This window comes from Methylobacterium sp. GC_Met_3, from assembly GCF_026540775.1.
Classification (GTDB): Bacteria; Pseudomonadota; Alphaproteobacteria; order Rhizobiales; family Beijerinckiaceae; genus Methylobacterium.
The window spans coordinates 247,940-264,157 of record NZ_JALNUL010000001.1 but is presented as its reverse complement, the minus strand read 5'-3'; the positions used below and the strand labels follow the sequence as shown (position 1 = coordinate 264,157).

14 protein-coding genes are annotated in these 16,218 nt (G+C 70.5%); all 14 read left to right on the top strand.

Annotated elements, in window-relative coordinates:
• The first annotated feature begins 297 nt into the window (after window positions 1-297).
• The 14 genes from bchF to hemA all read left to right on the top strand — a co-directional run bounded on the left by bchF (window position 298) and on the right by hemA (window position 16,070).
• Entirely contained in the window at window positions 298-807 is a 510-nt protein-coding gene (gene bchF / locus OXS27_RS01275; protein ID WP_267353706.1) for a 2-vinyl bacteriochlorophyllide hydratase, read from the top strand.
• The gene (locus OXS27_RS01270; RefSeq protein WP_267353704.1) at window positions 804-2,078 is read left to right on the top strand and encodes a ferredoxin:protochlorophyllide reductase (ATP-dependent) subunit N; all 1,275 of its coding nucleotides are present in this window, start codon (window positions 804-806) and stop codon (window positions 2,076-2,078) included. Before bchF ends, OXS27_RS01270 begins: the two co-directional genes overlap by 4 nt.
• A 4-nt stretch (window positions 2,079-2,082) precedes the next feature.
• Window positions 2,083-3,675 carry a ferredoxin:protochlorophyllide reductase (ATP-dependent) subunit B gene (gene bchB / locus OXS27_RS01265; protein WP_267353702.1) on the top strand — a complete coding sequence of 531 codons (1,593 nt, stop codon included), beginning with the start codon at window positions 2,083-2,085 and terminating at the stop codon, window positions 3,673-3,675.
• Window positions 3,665-7,411, top strand: coding sequence for a magnesium chelatase subunit H (locus tag OXS27_RS01260; protein WP_267353700.1), 3,747 nt, complete (start codon window positions 3,665-3,667; stop codon window positions 7,409-7,411). The genes bchB and OXS27_RS01260 overlap by 11 nt, the downstream gene beginning before the upstream one ends.
• On the top strand, window positions 7,408-8,301 hold the full coding sequence (bchL, locus tag OXS27_RS01255) for a ferredoxin:protochlorophyllide reductase (ATP-dependent) iron-sulfur ATP-binding protein (RefSeq protein WP_243925888.1): 894 nt from the start codon (window positions 7,408-7,410) through the stop codon (window positions 8,299-8,301). Before OXS27_RS01260 ends, bchL begins: the two co-directional genes overlap by 4 nt.
• Window positions 8,302-8,317: 16 nt before the next feature.
• Window positions 8,318-9,073 carry a magnesium protoporphyrin IX methyltransferase gene (gene bchM, locus OXS27_RS01250; RefSeq protein WP_267353697.1) on the top strand — a complete coding sequence of 252 codons (756 nt, stop codon included), beginning with the start codon at window positions 8,318-8,320 and terminating at the stop codon, window positions 9,071-9,073.
• Entirely contained in the window at window positions 9,070-10,500 is a 1,431-nt protein-coding gene (locus OXS27_RS01245) for a BCD family MFS transporter (RefSeq protein ID WP_243925892.1), read from the top strand. Before bchM ends, OXS27_RS01245 begins: the two co-directional genes overlap by 4 nt.
• Before the next feature lie 19 nt (window positions 10,501-10,519).
• Window positions 10,520-11,299, top strand: a complete 780-nt coding sequence (gene puhA, locus OXS27_RS01240; RefSeq protein ID WP_267353695.1) for a photosynthetic reaction center subunit H — start codon at window positions 10,520-10,522, stop codon at window positions 11,297-11,299.
• Complete coding sequence (puhB, locus tag OXS27_RS01235; RefSeq protein ID WP_267353693.1) at window positions 11,296-11,946, top strand: photosynthetic complex putative assembly protein PuhB; 651 nt, start codon at window positions 11,296-11,298, stop codon at window positions 11,944-11,946. The genes puhA and puhB overlap by 4 nt, the downstream gene beginning before the upstream one ends.
• A gap of 10 nt (window positions 11,947-11,956) precedes the next feature.
• Complete coding sequence (gene puhC / locus OXS27_RS01230; protein ID WP_243925897.1) at window positions 11,957-12,466, top strand: photosynthetic complex assembly protein PuhC; 510 nt, start codon at window positions 11,957-11,959, stop codon at window positions 12,464-12,466.
• A complete protein-coding gene (locus OXS27_RS01225) occupies window positions 12,466-12,762 on the top strand; it encodes a hypothetical protein (protein ID WP_243925899.1) in 297 nt (98 codons plus the stop codon). Before puhC ends, OXS27_RS01225 begins: the two co-directional genes overlap by 1 nt.
• Window positions 12,759-13,847, top strand: a complete 1,089-nt coding sequence (gene acsF, locus OXS27_RS01220) for a magnesium-protoporphyrin IX monomethyl ester (oxidative) cyclase (RefSeq protein WP_243925901.1) — start codon at window positions 12,759-12,761, stop codon at window positions 13,845-13,847. The genes OXS27_RS01225 and acsF overlap by 4 nt, the downstream gene beginning before the upstream one ends.
• Window position 13,848: 1 nt before the next feature.
• Window positions 13,849-14,643, top strand: coding sequence for a putative photosynthetic complex assembly protein PuhE (puhE, locus tag OXS27_RS01215; RefSeq protein ID WP_243925902.1), 795 nt, complete (start codon window positions 13,849-13,851; stop codon window positions 14,641-14,643).
• 209 nt (window positions 14,644-14,852) lie between these two features.
• Window positions 14,853-16,070: a 5-aminolevulinate synthase gene (hemA, locus tag OXS27_RS01210; protein ID WP_267353688.1), complete on the top strand. Its 1,218-nt coding sequence runs from the start codon at window positions 14,853-14,855 to the stop codon at window positions 16,068-16,070.
• Window positions 16,071-16,218 lie beyond the last annotated feature (148 nt).

Here is a 16,218-nt window from a genome sequence, read left to right as displayed (position 1 = left end):
GCCCCGGCTCGAGGAACCGGCAGCTCCGCTCGCGTCTTCGGGTGCGGGGTTACTCGCCCGTCTATTCTTCGTCTTTGTCTAGCGCGGAACTCGATAGGCCAAGTCACCGGCGCGTCGCCGTGCGTCCAAACGATACGCATCTTGACGAACTTGGCAATGATCTAAGACCAAGAAAAACGTCGCCGGCCTATGTCATGCTCGGCGAACGTCAAGCGCACTTGACACTTTGGGGGGCCCCGCCCTAGCCTCTGACAACGACGGAGCCCTAGGCACCGCCGAGATCAGGGGAGCGGATGCATGGGTCCCGAGGCCCGACCGGCACGACCGCTCTACACGCCTGCCGAGCGGCACCGGCGCGACGCATCCCCCTGGACCCTGGTGCAGGGCGTGCTGGCACCCCTCCAATTCGTGATCTTCCTGGCGAGCCTCGTGCTGGTGCTGCGCGCGCTGGCGACCGGCGAGACCATCGCGGCCGCCGAGATCTCGGTCGTGGTGAAGACCCTGGCGCTCTACGCGATCATGATCACCGGCTCGATCTGGGAGAAGGCCGTGTTCGGCCGCTTCCTGTTCGCGCCGGCCTTCTTCTGGGAGGACGTGGTCAGCATGCTGGTGCTGGCGCTCCACACGGCCTACCTCGCCGCGCTCGCCACGGGCGCCCTCGGGGGGCAAGCGCTGCTGATTCTGGCGCTCGCCGCCTACGCCACCTACGTGATCAATGCCGGCCAGTTCGTGCTGAAGCTGCGGGCCGCCCGGCTGCAGGGCAATCCCGGCCGCCAGCCGCAGCACCTCTCGGAGGCGCTGTCGTGAACGCGCCGGTCCCGCCCCCGACCGCCTGCGGCGGCATCGACCTGCATCAGGAGCACGGCCAGCGCGCGGTGTTCTGCGGGCTCACCGGCATCGTCTGGCTGCACCGGAAGATCCAGGACGCGTTCTTCCTCGTGGTCGGGTCGCGCACCTGCGCGCACCTGATCCAGTCGGCCGCCGGGGTGATGATCTTCGCCGAGCCGCGATTCGCCACCGCGATCATCGACGAGCGCGACCTCGCCGGCATCGCCGACGCCAACGAGGAACTCGACCGGGTCGTGACCCGGCTGATCGAGCGCCGGCCGGACATCAAGCTGCTGTTCCTCGTGGGCTCCTGCCCGTCCGAGGTGATCAAGCTCGACCTGTCCCGGGCCGCCCAGCGCCTGTCGGGACGCCTGAACCCCGTGCGGGTGCTGAACTATTCCGGTTCCGGCATCGAGACGACGTTTACGCAGGGTGAGGATGCCTGCCTCGCCGCCCTCGTGCCGGATCTGCCTCGCGAGAGCGACACGGCCGCGCCGTCGCTCCTCGTGGTCGGCGCCCTGGCCGACGTGGTCGAGGACCAGTTCCTTCGGATCTTCGCCGCGATGGGCATCGCCGATGTCCGGTTCCTGCCCGCCCGCCGGGCCGGCGCGATGCCGGCGGTCGGCCGTGGTACCCGCTATCTGCTGGCCCAGCCGTTCCTGGCCGACACCGCCCGCGCCCTCGAGGAGCGCGGCGCCCGCCGGCTTCCCGCGCCGTTCCCGCTCGGCGCCGAGGGCACCACCGGGTGGCTCCGGGCCGCCGCCGAGGCGTTCGGAATCTCCGACGACACCTTCGAGGCCGCGACCGCGCCGGGCCGCGCCCGGGCCGAGACCGCGCTGGCGCCGCTGCGCGGAGAACTCGGCGGCAAGCGGGTGTTCTTCTTCCCCGATTCGCAGCTTGAAGTGCCGCTCGCCCGCTTTCTGGCCCGGGAACTCGGCGCGGAACTCGTGGAGGTCGGGACCCCCTACCTGCACCGGGGGCATCTGGCCGCCGAGATCGAGTGGCTCCCCGCCGGCACACGGGTGACGGAAGGCCAGAGCCTCGACGACCAGATGGACCGCTGCCGCGCGGCCCGGCCGGACCTCACGGTCTGTGGTCTCGGCCTCGCCAACCCGCTGGAGGCCGAGGGGCTGTCGACCAAGTGGTCGATCGAGCTGCTGTTCACGCCCGTGCAGGGCTACGAGCAGGCCGGCGACCTCGCCGAATTGTTCGCGCGCCCGCTCCGGCGCCGCGCCCTGCTGGAGGTGTAGCGCCATGCAGCTGACCCTCTGGACCTACGAAGGCCCGCCCCATATCGGTGCGATGCGCATCGCCACGGCGATGACCGGCCTGCACTACGTGCTGCACGCGCCGCAGGGCGACACCTACGCCGACCTGCTGTTCACCATGATCGAGCGGCGCGATGCCCGCCCGCCCGTCACCTACACGACCTTCCGGGCACAGGATCTCGGCCGCGACACCGCCGAGCTGTTCAAGACCTCGGTGGCCGCCGCCTATGCGCGGTTCCAGCCGCAGGCGATGATCGTCGGCGCCTCCTGCACCGCCGAGCTGATCCAGGACGATCCGGGCGGGCTCGCCAAGGCGCTGAACCTGCCGATCCCGGTGATTCCCCTGGAGCTGCCGGCCTACCAGAAGAAGGAAAACTGGGGCGCGTCGGAGACGTTCTATCGGCTGGTCCGGGCGCTCGCCGGAGCTCCCGGTGCGGGCGCCGCGCGCGAGCCTGGGCGGCGCCCGCTCTGCAACATCCTGGGACCCACGGCGCTCGGGTTCCGCCACCGGGACGACCTGATCGAGATCCGCCGACTGCTCGATTCGCTCGGGATCGACGTGAATGTGGTCGCGCCGCTCGGCGCCGCGCCCGCCGATCTCGGCCGGCTCAAGGACGCCGACTTCAACGTCGTGCTCTATCCCGAGACCGCGCGCTCCGCCGCGGAGTACCTGAAGAAGAGCTTTGGGCAGCCGTTCACGCAAGTCGTGCCGATCGGCGTCGGCGGCACGCGCCGGTTCGTCGAGGAGGTGGCGGCGCTGGCCGGCCTCGATCCGGCGCCGGTTCTGGATGGCCCCGGCTCGCGCCTGCCCTGGTACAGCCGCTCGGTCGATTCGACCTACCTGACCGGTAAGCGCGTCTTCGTGTTCGGGGACGCCACGCACGCGATCGGCCTCGCCCGGATCGCCGCCCGGGAACTCGGCTTCAAGGTCGTCGGGCTCGGCACCTACAGCCGCGAATTCGCCCGGGAGGTCCGCGCCGAGGCGGCCGAACTCGGTCTCGAGGCGCTGATCACCGACGATTACCTCGATGTCGAAGCGGCGATCCGCGCGGCCGCGCCCGAACTGGTGCTCGGCACGCAGATGGAGCGCCACGTCGCCAAGCGGCTCGGCATCCCCTGCGCGGTGATCTCCGCGCCGATCCACGTCCAGGACTTCCCGGCCCGCTACGCCCCGCAGATGGGGTTCGAGGGCGCCAACGTCCTGTTCGACACCCTGGTCCACCCGCTGATGATGGGCCTGGAAGAGCACCTGCTGGGCATGTTCCGGGAGGATCCGGAATTCCACGACGGCGTCGGCCCCTCGCATCTCGGCGGCACGCCGGTCGCCGCGCCGCCCCCCCAGGCCGCGCCTGCGCCTGCGCCTGCGCCTGAAGCTGCACCGGCGCCGATCCATCTCGACCATCCGGTCTCGGTGGCGGTCGCCCCCTGGGCGCCCGAGGCCGAGAAAGAGCTGAAAAAGATCCCGTTCTTCGTGCGCGGCAAGGCGCGCACCAACACGGAGCGATTCGCCCGTGAGCGGCAATTGCCGCTCATCACCCTTGAAACCCTCTACGACGCCAAGGCGCATTATGGCCGCTAGAGCGCACTCCGCCGGCCCCGGTGCCGGCCCGGCCAAGGCAGGCGCGTCTCAGCGCCGGCCGCCGATCCGCGTCGTGATCGTCACCCTCGACAATCACCTTGCGAGCGCGGTCGAGCGGGCGCGTCTGCGGCTCCGCACCGAGATGCCGGGGCTGGTCCTGGGCTTCCACGCGGCGGCCGAGTGGGACAACAACCCCGCCGCCCTCGACGATTGCCGGGCCGATATCGCCAGCGCCGACATCGTGCTCTCGGCCATGCTGTTCATGGACGAGCATGTCCGGGCGATCCTACCGGCACTGGCGGCGCGGCGCGACGCCTGCGACGCGATGGTCGGCTGCCTCTCGGCCGGCGACGTCGTGAAGACCACGAAGCTCGGCCGCTTCGACATGAGCGGCAACAAGCGCAGCGCCCTCGACTTCCTGAAGAAGCTGCGCGGCAAGCCGGGCCAGCAGGGCAATGCCGGCCGGCAGATGGCCCTGGTGCGCAAGCTGCCGAAGATCCTGCGCTTCATCCCGGGCTCGGCCCAGGACGTGCGCGCCTATTTCCTGACCCTGCAATACTGGCTCGCCGGCTCGGACGAGAACGTCTCCGCCCTGGTGCGCTTCCTGGTCCATCGCTACGCGGCGGGCGAGCGGGCGGCGTGGCGCGAGGGCCCGGCGGCGCCGGCGCCCCTCGATTATCCCGAGACCGGCCTCTACCATCCGCGCCTGCCGGGCCGGATCGGCGCCGACCTGGCGCGCCTCCCGCGCCAAGCCGGCACAAGGGGCCGCGTCGGACTGCTGGTGATGCGCAGCTACGTGCTGGCCGGCAACACCGCCCATTACGACGGCGTCATCGCGGCGCTGGAGGCCCAGGGCCTCGACGTGGTGCCGGCCTTCGCCAGCGGCCTCGACAACCGCCCGGCCGTGGATTCCTTCTTCATGAAGGACGGGCGTACCGGCATCGACGCGCTGGTTTCGCTCACCGGCTTCTCGCTGATCGGCGGCCCCGCCTACAACGACGCCGCCGCCGCCGAGGCGATGCTGACCCAGCTCGACGTGCCCTACCTCGCCGCCCAGGCGCTGGAATTCCAGACCCTGGAGCAGTGGGAATCGGGCGACCGCGGCCTGTCGCCGGTCGAGGCGACCATGATGGTCGCGATCCCCGAACTCGACGGCGCCACCGCCCCGATGGTGTTCGGCGGCCGCTCCTCGGCCTCGGGCAGCGACAACGCCCGGGACATGCGGGTTCACCCGGAGCGGGCCGCGCGCCTCGCCGAGCGGGTCGCGCACATGGTGTCGCTGCGCCGGACCCCGAAGGCCGCGCGCAAGCTCGCCGTGGTGCTGTTCAACTTCCCGCCCAATGCCGGCGCCACCGGCACGGCCGCGTTCCTGTCGGTCTACGCCTCGCTGCTCAACACCCTGAAGGGTCTGGCGGCCGACGGCTACGCCGTGGAGGTGCCCGAGAGCGTCGATGCCCTGCGCACGGCGATCCTGGAGGGCAATGCCAAGCGCTATGGCACCCAGGCCAACGTCCACGCCCGCATCCCGGCCGAGGACCACCTGCGCCGCGAGACCTACCTCGCCGAGATCGAGGCCCAGTGGGGCCCGGCGCCCGGCCGCCACCAGACCAACGGCGCCGACCTGTTCGTGCTCGGCGCCCAGTTCGGCAACGTCTTCGTCGGGGTCCAGCCCGCCTTCGGCTACGAGGGCGACCCGATGCGGCTCCTGTTCGAGCGCGGCTTCGCGCCGACCCACGCGTTCTCGGCCTTCTACCGCTACCTGCGCGAGGATTTTGCCGCCGACGCGGTGCTGCATTTCGGCACGCACGGGGCGCTCGAATTCATGCCCGGCAAGCAGACCGGCCTGTCCGAGGCCTGCTGGCCGGAGCGGCTGATCGGGGCCCTGCCCAACGTCTATCTCTACGCCGCCAACAACCCCTCCGAGGGGACGCTGGCCAAGCGCCGCTCGGCCGCGACGCTGGTGTCCTACCTGACCCCGAGCCTCGCGGCGGCCGGGCTCTATCGTGGGTTGATCGACCTCAAGAGCTCGATCGAGCGCTGGCGCGGCCTCGACATCGCCGCGATGGCCGAGCGCGGCACCCTGGCCGGCCTGATCCAGGAGCAGGGCGCGGCCCTCGATCTCGTGGCCGCCACGCCGGCCTGGACCGGCGACCTCGGCGCCCGGGTCGGCGACCTCTGGTCGGCCGTGCAGGAGCTGGAACAGACCCTGATCCCGCACGGGCTGCACGTGGTCGGCGACGGCATGCCGGCGGAAGAGCGGATCGACATGCTGCTTGCTTTGGCGGAGGCCTCGCACGGCCTGGTGCCGGAGCGGGCCGGGATCGCCGCGCTGGTCTCCGGCGCAGGGATCGAGGCGGTCATCGCGGCCTCCGGGCTGCCGGCGGATGCCGAGACCCGGGCCGCGTTCGCGAGCCTCGCTGAGACCGACCGGCTGCTGGCCCGCGACCACGAGGTTCCGGCCCTGCTGCGGGCGCTGGACGGACGCTTCGTGTCGCCGGTGGCGGGCGGCGACCTGCTGCGCAACCCCGCGATCTTGCCGACCGGCCGCAACATCCACGGGTTCGACCCCTACCGCCTGCCCTCCGCCTTCGCGGTGGCCGACGGCGCCCGGCAGGTGGCCCGCATCCTCGAACGCTTCGCGGCGGACGGAAAACCCTGCCCGGAGAGCGTCGCCCTGGTCCTGTGGGGCACCGACAACCTCAAGAGCGAGGGCGGCCCGATCGCTCAGGCGCTGGCGCTGATCGGCGCGAAGCCCCGCTTCGACGGCTACGGCCGCTTGAGCGGCGCGGAGCTGATCCCGCTGGAAACCCTCGGCCGCCCCCGCATCGACGCGGTGGTCACCCTCTCGGGCATCTTCCGGGACCTGCTACCGCTTCAGACCAAGCTCCTGGCGGAAGCGTCCTTCCTGGCCGCCACTGCCGACGAGCCCCTCGAGAAAAACTACGTCCGCAAGCACGCCCTGGCGATCCAGGCCGAGCACGGCTGCGATCTGGAGACCGCGGCGCTCCGCGTCTTCTCCAACGCCGAGGGCGCCTACGGGGCCAACGTCAACCACCTGGTCGATTCGGGCAATTGGGACGACGACGCGGAACTCTGCGAGACCTTCTCGCGCCGCAAGAGCTTCGCGTATGGCCGCAACGGCCGCCCGGCGCCGCAGCGCGCCCTGATGCAGGCGGTGCTCGCCTCCGTCGACATGGCCTACCAGAACCTCGACTCGGTCGAGGTCGGCGTCACCTCCGTCGACCATTACTTCGACGGGCTCGGCGGCATGGGCCGGGCGGTGGCCCGGGCCAAGGGCGAGTCGGTGCCGATCTACATCAGCGACCAGACCCGCGGGGAGGGGCGCGTCCGCTCCCTGGAGGAGCAGGTGGCGCTTGAGACGCGCACCCGGATGCTCAACCCGAAATGGTACGAAAGCCTGCTCGGCCACGGCTACGAGGGCGTCCGCCAGATCGAGACGCACCTCACCAACACGGTCGGCTGGTCGGCCACCGCCAACGCGGTCCAGCCCTGGATCTACCAGCGGATCACCGAGACCTACGTCCTCGACAAGGACATGCGCGAGCGCATGGCCGCCTTGAACCCCACCGCCTCCGCCAAGGTCGCCCAAAGGCTGATCGAGGCGCACCGCCGCGGCTTCTGGACCCCCGATGCAGAGATGCGCGACGCCCTCGACCGGGCCGAGGAGGAACTGGAAGACCGTCTGGAAGGCGTCACCACAGGAGTGGCCGCATGAACATCGCGATCCGCAATCCCGTCATCGCCCGGAAAGAAGAGGGGAGCGTTCAGGTCGAACTCGATCCGGACCTGAAGATCGACACCGCCAAGGTGTTCGCGGTCTACGGCAAGGGCGGGATCGGCAAGTCGACCACCTCGTCGAACCTGTCGGTGGCGTTCTCGAAGCTCGGCAAGCGGGTGCTGCAGATCGGCTGCGATCCGAAGCACGACTCGACCTTCACGCTGACCAAGCGCCTCGCCCCCACGGTGATCGACGCGCTCGAGGCGGTGAACTTCCACTCGGAGGAGCTGCGCGTCGAGGATTTCGTGGTCGAGGGCTATAACGGCGTGATGTGCGTCGAGGCCGGCGGCCCGCCCGCCGGCACCGGCTGCGGCGGCTACGTGGTCGGCCAGACCGTGAAGCTCCTGAAGGAGCACCACCTCCTGGAAGACACCGACGTCGTGGTGTTCGACGTGCTGGGCGACGTGGTCTGCGGCGGCTTCGCCTCGCCGCTCCAGCACGCCGACCGGGCGCTGATCGTCACCGCCAACGACTTCGACTCGATCTTCGCGATGAACCGGATCGTGGCGGCGATCCACGCCAAGGCGAAGAACTATCCGGTGCGGCTCGGCGGTGTCATCGCCAACCGCTCGGCCAAGACCGACGAGATCGACCGGTTCAACGACGCGGTCGGCCTGAAGCGGCTCGCCCACTTCCCCGACCTCGATATCGTCCGCCGCTCGCGGCTGAAGAAGTCGACCCTGTTCGAGATGGAATCCTCCCCGGAACTCGACGCGGTGACCGCCGAGTACATGCGGCTCGCCGAGATCCTCTGGGCCGGGGGCGAACCCTGCGAGGCGATCCCCATGAAGGACCGCGACCTGTTCGAGTTCCTCGGTTTCGATTGAGTTTGGGGTTCGACTGATGGCCAGCGCCAGCTACGATGCCCGCCGGGGTGAACTGACCACCTATTTCGACCGCACCGCGGTCGATGCGTGGTCGCGCCTGACCTCGGACGCCCCGGTGAGCCGGATTCGCGCCACGGTGCGGGCCGGGCGCGACGCCATGCGGGCGACACTGCTCGCCTGGCTGCCCGCCGACATGACCGGCCTGCGCCTGCTCGATGCCGGCTGCGGCACCGGGGCGCTGAGCGTCGAGGCGGCACGGCGCGGCGCCGAGGTGGTGGCCATCGACGTCTCGCCCACGCTGATCGGGCTGGCTCAGGAGCGCCTGCCGGAAATGTCCGGCGCGGGGCGCATCGAGTTCCGCGTCGGCGACATGCTCGATCCCGGTCTCGGCCGGTTCGACCACGTGGTGGCGATGGATTCGCTGATCCATTACCGCGCCGCCGACATCGCCCGGGCGCTGGCGGCTTTGGGCGCGCGCACGGACGGCTCGATCCTGTTCACCGTGGCGCCGCGTACGGCGCTGCTGACCGTGATGCACGCGGCCGGACAGTTCTTTCCGCGGGGCGACCGCTCGCCGGCCATCGTGCCGGTGACCGAGCGTGGGCTGCGGCGGCGGATTTCTTCGGAACGCGCCCTCGACGGCTTCGCCTGGGCGCGGTCGCACCGGATCAACAGCGGCTTCTACCTGTCGAACGCGATCGCGCTGACGCGTACGCTCCCGACCCCCGCACAGGGGGGAGGGAGCCACGCGGCGCCCGGGGTGCGCCCATGAGCAGCGCCTCGCAAAAACTCACCGCGGCCCTGATGCGCCTCGGCCCGGCGATCCTGCCGTTCGCGGATGCCGCCACGGTCGAGCTGCCGCTGGGCCGGCTGCTGCGCCTAGCCCTGTTCCAGGTCACGGTCGGCATGGCGGCGGTGCTGCTGATCGGCACCCTGAACCGGGTGATGATCGTCGAGCTCGGCGTCCCGGCCTGGATCGTCGCCATGATGCTGGCGCTGCCGCTGGTCTTCGCCCCGTTGCGGGCGCTGGTCGGCTTCCGGTCGGACACGCACCGCTCGGTCCTGGGCTGGCGGCGGGTCCCCTATATCTGGTTCGGCACGCTGCTGCAGTTCGGCGGGCTGGCGATCATGCCCTTCGCCCTTCTGATCCTGTCGGGCGACACGACCGGACCGCTCTGGGTCGGCGACCTCGCGGCGGCGCTCGCCTTCCTGCTGGTCGGCGCCGGCCTCCACACCACCCAGACGGTGGGCCTCGCGCTCGCCACCGACCTCGCCCCCGCGCATGCCCGCCCGAAGGTCGTGGCGCTGCTCTGCGCCGCGCTCCTGTTCGGCATGATGGCGAGCGCGGTGCTGTTCGGGCTGTTCCTGGCGCATTTCTCCGCGGTGCGCCTGATCCAGGTGATCCAGGGCGCGGCGCTCGTCACCATCATCCTCAACGGCTTCGCGCTGTGGAAGCAGGAGCCCCGCGACACCACCCGGAACCGGGACGCGCCGCAGCGCGACTTCCGCGCCTCCTGGCGGGCCTATGCGGGGGAGGGCACCGCCCGGCGCCGCCTCGTGGCGATCGGCCTCGGCACGGCGGGCTTCTCCATGCAGGACATCCTGCTGGAACCCTATGGCGGCCAGATCCTGCACCTCTCCGTGGGGGCGACCACGGCGCTGACCGCGCTGCTGGCCGCAGGCGGCGGCCTCGGCCTGCTGATCGCGGCCCGCTGGCTCGGCCGGGGCGGCGACCCGTTCCGGGTGTCGGCAGTGGGCGTCGGGATCGGCATCCTGGCCTTCTCGGCGGTGGTGTTCGCGGCGCCCTTGGCCTCGGCCGATCTGTTCGCCGCGGGCGTCAGCCTGATCGGCCTCGGCGGCGGCCTGTTCGCCCACGGCACGCTCACCGCCTCGATGAACCGGGCCGGCCCCGAGGATACCGGACTGGCGCTCGGCGCCTGGGGCGCCGTGCAGGCGACCGCGGCGGGCCTGTCGATCGCGGCCAGCGGCCTCGTGCGCGATGTCGGCGGCGCCATCGCCCAGTCGGGGGTGCTCGGCGAGGGCATGAACGAGCCCGCCATCGGCTACCTCATCGTCTACCACATCGAGATCGCCCTGCTGTTCGCCGCGCTCCTCGCGCTCGGGCCGCTGGTGCGTGAGGACGCGCGTGCGCAGACACGCGATCGGATGACCGGCACTCTCGCCGGCCGGACAGCCTGAGACACGGGGGAGGTCAGCCATGCCAACCGGCGCACTTACAGGTTACGTCGACGTCGCCCAGGTCGTGCTCTACGCGTTCTTCCTCTTCTTCGCCGGCCTGGTGTTCTGGCTGCGCCGGGAGGACCGGCGCGAGGGCTACCCCCTGGAGAACGAGGCGGTCGGGCGCCGCAAGTCGGTCGATCCGTTCCTGATCCCCCGCTCCAAGGCGTTCCACCTGCCCGGCGGCGAGACCACCTACGCCCCCCAGGCGGTGCATGGCAGCGGCGACATCGAGACCGGCATCCCGGCCCGCAAGGTCGAGCCCTGGCCGGGCGCACCCTACGAGCGGACCGAGTCCTCGCTCCAGGCCGGCGTCGGCCCCGGCTCCTGGGTGCTCCGGCACGACGTTCACGACCGGACCTGGGACAACGAGATCCGGATCGTGCCCCTGCGGGTGGCGACCAACTTCGTCGTCCACGAGGACGGCCCGAACCCGATCGGCATGACCGTGTTCGGCACCGACAACGCGGTGGCGGGCGTCGTCTGCGACGTCTGGGTCGACCGCGGCGAGTCGCTGCTGCGCTACTACGAGGTCGAGCTGCCCACGGGCGGCCGCCGCCTGATGCCGGTGACGTTCTGCCGGGCCGGCGGCTTCACCAAGACGGTGAAGATCGAGGCGCTGCTCGCCAGCCAGTTCGCCGACATCCCCGAGACCCGCGACCCCGACAGCGTCACCTTCCTGGAGGAGGAGCGGGTCATGTCCTACTTCGGCGCCGGCACGCTCTACGCCACGCCGGCCCGGGCGGAGCCCCTGATATGAGCGGCGACTTCATTCCCGAGGGCACCCTGCGGGGACTGCCCGGCCCGCTGCCGGCGGGTGAGCGGATCCTGTGGCAGGGCGCGCCCACCACCACGGGTCTGCTGGTGCGGGTGTTCCACGCCCGCTTGGTGATCGCGTGGTTCGGACTCTCCGGCCTGGCCTTCGGCCTGGCGGCGGGCTCAGCCACGGGGGCGCTGAAGGTGGTGCTGCCGACCCTGGTGATCGGCGCGGGCGGGATGGCCCTGCTCTGGCTGCTCGCGTGGCTGACCCACCGGACGACGCTCTACACGATCACCAATCGCCGGGTCGTGCTGCAGGCCGGCATCGCCCTGCAGGTGACCCACAACCTGCCGTTCGCCCAGATCGACACTGCGGCGTTGCGCGCCTTCACGGATGGCACCGGAGACGTCCCGCTGCGGTTGCGGCCGGGCCTGCGGATCGCCTACCTTCAGCTCTGGCCGCACGCCCGGCCCTGGCATCTGTCGCGGACTGAGCCCATGCTGCGCTCCGTGCCGGATGCCGATGGGGCGGCGGCCCTGCTGGCGCAGGCGCTGGCGGCCCATGCCGACGGCGCCGCGCCGCCGGTGCGGGTGGCCCGTATGGGTCAGGCGAACGAAAATGCCGGCCGCCTCGTCGCGGCCGAGTAGGGAGGGGACGATGGGCGAGCGGGCGGAGAACGCCGGCCGATCACCGGTTCGGGTTGCCGCGGGACCGGCGCCGGCGCTGCTGATGATCGGCGCCGGGGCGCTGATGGGCTTCACCATGCTGGCGGTCCTGATCGGTCGCAGCGAGGGGGTCGGCCTCGTCGCCCTGCCGCCCGCCAAGCCGGTGGCGCAGGTCGAATTCCACGCCGAGGATCAGGTCGACGGCTCGATCGCCCTGCGCAACGTCGCCGACCAGAAGATCCTCGCCTGGATCCGCCCCGGCGAGGACGGCTTCCTGCGCGGGACGTTGCGGGGCCTCGCCCAGGCCCGGCAGCGCGACGGTCTCGGGCCGGAAAAGCCCTTCAGCCTGACCCGCTTCGACGACGGCCGTTTGGCGCTCGCCGACGAGGCCACCGGCCGCCGGGTGCCGCTCGAAGCCTTCGGGCCGACCAATGCCGGGGCCTTCGCCCGGCTGATGCCCGCGCCGGGCGCGCCGGGCTCGCCCGCCACGGAGACCCGGTGATGGGCCTGTTCGGCAGCCGCACCGTCACCGTGCCCTGCACGGTCGAGATCGAGCAGACCCCCGAGAGCCTGCACGCGCATGTGACTCTCGATGCCGGCTTCGAGATCGAGCCCGGCGACGAGGTCCAAGTCCATGATGCGCCGACCGCGGTGCCCTACGGCGAGCGCCTCAGCGTGCGCCGCACCGCCACCATCACCCGGGCCGGCCCGCTGGAGCGGGTCTGGACCAAGCTCATCGCCCATCTCGAGCTGACCGAACTCTACGAGGTCAGCTTCTCCGAAAGGAGGAAGCTGTGAACGCTCCCGTCGCGCCCCCCACCGGCCAGCCGATCCCGAAGTCGCCGGTCAACGAATCGACCAAGGCGGCCCAGGAGACGACCTTCCTGTCGCCCCGGTTCTATACGACCGATTTCGTCGAGCTCGACCGCACGAACGTCGAGCCGGTGCGGCGTGACTGGGACGTGCTCATCGCCGAATTGCGCGCCGACCCGAACAAGCGCCACTTCACTCGCAACGAGGAGTTCGACTGCGACCTGTCGCAGATGGAGCCCGAACTGCGGAAGGAGTTCTTGGACTTCTTGGTGTCGTCGATCACCGCCGAGTTCTCGGGCTGCGTGCTCTACGCCGAGATGCGCAAGCGCGCCAAGAACAAGGACATCAAGGAGCTGTTCGGCTTCATGAGCCGGGACGAGGCCCGCCACGCCGGCTTCATCAACGACACGCTCAAGGATTTCGGCATCGGCGTGGATCTGGGCTTCCTCACCAAGTCCAAGAAATACACGTTCTTCCGGCCGAAGTTCATCTTCTACGCGACTTATCTATCGGAGAAGATCGGCTACGCCCGCTACATCACGATCTTCCGCGAGCTGGAGCGGCATCCGGAGCGGCGCATCCACCCGATCTTCAAGTGGTTCGAGCTGTGGTGCAACGACGAGTTCCGCCACGGCGAGGCCTTCGCGCTCCTGATGCGGGCGAATCCGAAGCTGACCAGCGGCATCAACCGCTACTGGATCCGGTTCTTCCTGCTCGCCGTGTTCGCCACGATGTATGTGCGCGACCATCACCGGCCGGCCTTCCACAAGGCTCTGGGCGTCGATCCGAGCGACTACGACTTCAAGGTCTTCCGGATCACCTCGGAGATCTCCCGCCAGACCTTCCCGCTGGAACTCGACCTCGACAATCCGAAGTTCAAGGCGGGTCTCGACCGGCTGCTCGCCTGCTCCCGGGCGATCGCCGACGCGAAGGCCCGGGGCGGGCTCTTCGGCAAGGTGCAGCACGGCGTGCAGGTGCTGCGCGCGGCCGCGACCTTCGTCCGGCTGTATCTCCTGCCCGTCAAGGCCAACGCCCTGCCGGCCGATATCCGCCTCCAGCCGGTCTGGTAGGATGGGGACCTACGCCGCCCCGGTGCTCTACGCGGTTCTGCTCTGGTGGTTCTCCACCGGGCTGATCCTGCTACTCGATCACGCCCCGCGGCGGACGCATCCGTGGAGCATGGCCGGGGCGACCCTGCTGCTCGCGGCAGCCCTGGTGGCGATCCGCTCCAGCGCCGCGGATACGAGCGCGACGGGCGCCTACACGGCCTTCACGGCAGCCCTGGCGATCTGGGGCTGGCAGGAGATGAGTTACTATATGGGCTTCCTGTCGGGCCCGCGGCCGGTCGCCTGCGCGCCGGGCGTGCGGGGGTTCGACCGGTTCCTGGCAGCGCTCGCCACCAGCCTCTGGCACGAATTCGCCATCGTGATCGGCGGTCTCGCGATCCTGGCTCTGGTCTGGGGCAGCCCCAACCGCTTCGCCCTGTGGACCTACGGCACGCTCGTGGTGATGAACCTCTCGGCGCGGCTCAACCTGTTCCTCGGCGTGCGCAACCTCCACGCCGAGTTCCTGCCGGAGCATCTCGGCTACCTCGCCTGCTACCTGTCGCGAAAGCCGATGAACCTGCTGTTCCCGGTCTCGGTGAGCCTCGGGACCATCGCGGCGGCGCTCCTCGGCCGCGCGGCACTCGGCGCCGACCTTCTGGAGCATGAACTCATCGGCTTCACCGTGCTGGCGACGCTCACCGCGCTCGCCACCCTGGAACACTGGTTCCTGATGCTGCCGCTGCCCTCGGCGGAGCTGTGGCGCTGGAGCCTGCCGACGCGGGCGTCGGAGGAGACGGTCCGTCCGCGGGACCGGGTGTAGCACCGCGCATCGTCCCGAAAGGTGGCCTCCGGCTTTCGGAACAGGATGATGCGGAGACAAAGAACAGGGAGCGTCGTTCCGACCTAGGGAATGACGCCCTCGGAGATCACGGCCGGGCGTCGCACGTCCACCAATCTGGAACTGGTCTGGTGCGAAATCCGGTGCCACAGGCGGGATCAACCCGCAGCGGGAATTCGGGGAGAGGCGACATGGACTACGACACGTTCTTCGGGGCTGAGATCGCCGGTCTCCACCGCGAGGGCCGCTACCGGGTCTTCACCGATCTCGAGCGCCACGCCGGCAACTTCCCGCACGCCACCCATCACCACACCGGCGGCACCCGGCCCGTGACGGTCTGGTGCTCCAACGATTATCTCGGGATGGGCCAGCACCCCTCCGTCACCGGGGCGATGCACGAGGCGATCGACCGCTGCGGCGCCGGCGCCGGCGGCACCCGCAACATCTCGGGCACCAACCACTACCACGTGCTCCTCGAGCAGGAACTCGCCGATCTCCACGGCAAGGAGGCGGCCCTGCTGTTCACCTCCGGCTACGTGTCGAACTGGGCGGCTCTGGGCACCCTGGCGTCGCGCCTGCCGAACTGCGCGGTCTTCTCCGATTCCGAGAACCACGCCTCGATGATCGAGGGCATCCGGTTCTCCCGCGCCGAGCGCCACATCTTCCGCCACAACGACGCCGAGGATCTGAACCGCAAGCTCGCCCTGGTCGATCCGGCCCGGCCGAAGCTGGTGGCCTTCGAGTCGGTCTACTCGATGGACGGCGATATCGCCCCCATCGCGGAGATCTGCGACGTGGCCGAGGCCCACGGGGCGCTCACCTATCTGGACGAGGTCCACGCGGTCGGCCTCTACGGCGCCCGCGGCGGCGGCATCTCGGAGCGGGACGGGGTCGCCCACCGGCTCGACGTGATCGAGGGCACGCTCGGCAAGGCGTTCGCGGTCCATGGCGGCTACATCACGGCGTCCGAGAAGCTCTGCGACTTCGTGCGCAGCTTCGCCTCGGGCTTCATCTTCACCACCTCGCTGCCCCCCGCGGTGGCGGCGGGCGCGGCGGCATCGATCCGCCACCTGAAGACGAGCGGCGACGAGCGCGCCCGGCATCAGGAGCGTGTCGCGAAGGTCCGGCAGGCCCTGGAAGCCGCCGACATCCCGACCATGCCCAACGACAGCCACATCGTGCCGGTGATGGTCTGCGATCCCGTGCTGTGCAAGGGGATCTCCGACACCCTGCTCGACGAGTTCGGCATCTACGTGCAGCCGATCAACTACCCGACGGTCGCCCGCGGCACCGAGCGCCTGCGGATCACCCCGTCGCCGCTGCACACGGATGCCGACATCGCCCGGCTGGTCGAGGCGCTCTCCACGATCTGGGGGCGGATCGGGCTGCGCCAGAAGGCGGCGGAGTAGGGGTTTCCTTCTCCCACCCGCGCCCTCATCCTGAGGTGCCCGCGCCAGCGGGCCTCGAAGGAGCCCTCCAGCCGGCCGCGCGATCGCTGGAGGTCTCCTTCGAGGCCTCCGCTGCGCTGCAGCACCCCAGGATGAGGGGGGTGGGTTG

What these genes read in the sequence shown, in the direction of transcription:
- bchB (WP_267353702.1), top strand. Translation starts at nt 2,083, where the DNA reads ATGCAGCTGACCCTCTGGACCTACGAAGGCCCGCCCCATATCGGTGCG.
- puhA (WP_267353695.1), top strand. Translation starts at nt 10,520, where the DNA reads ATGCCAACCGGCGCACTTACAGGTTACGTCGACGTCGCCCAGGTCGTG.
- OXS27_RS01260 (WP_267353700.1), top strand. Translation starts at nt 3,665, where the DNA reads ATGGCCGCTAGAGCGCACTCCGCCGGCCCCGGTGCCGGCCCGGCCAAG.
- OXS27_RS01245 (WP_243925892.1), top strand. Translation starts at nt 9,070, where the DNA reads ATGAGCAGCGCCTCGCAAAAACTCACCGCGGCCCTGATGCGCCTCGGC.
- bchF (WP_267353706.1), top strand. Translation starts at nt 298, where the DNA reads ATGGGTCCCGAGGCCCGACCGGCACGACCGCTCTACACGCCTGCCGAG.
- puhC (WP_243925897.1), top strand. Translation starts at nt 11,957, where the DNA reads ATGGGCGAGCGGGCGGAGAACGCCGGCCGATCACCGGTTCGGGTTGCC.
- OXS27_RS01225 (WP_243925899.1), top strand. Translation starts at nt 12,466, where the DNA reads ATGGGCCTGTTCGGCAGCCGCACCGTCACCGTGCCCTGCACGGTCGAG.
- hemA (WP_267353688.1), top strand. Translation starts at nt 14,853, where the DNA reads ATGGACTACGACACGTTCTTCGGGGCTGAGATCGCCGGTCTCCACCGC.
- puhE (WP_243925902.1), top strand. Translation starts at nt 13,849, where the DNA reads ATGGGGACCTACGCCGCCCCGGTGCTCTACGCGGTTCTGCTCTGGTGG.
- bchM (WP_267353697.1), top strand. Translation starts at nt 8,318, where the DNA reads ATGGCCAGCGCCAGCTACGATGCCCGCCGGGGTGAACTGACCACCTAT.
- puhB (WP_267353693.1), top strand. Translation starts at nt 11,296, where the DNA reads ATGAGCGGCGACTTCATTCCCGAGGGCACCCTGCGGGGACTGCCCGGC.
- bchL (WP_243925888.1), top strand. Translation starts at nt 7,408, where the DNA reads ATGAACATCGCGATCCGCAATCCCGTCATCGCCCGGAAAGAAGAGGGG.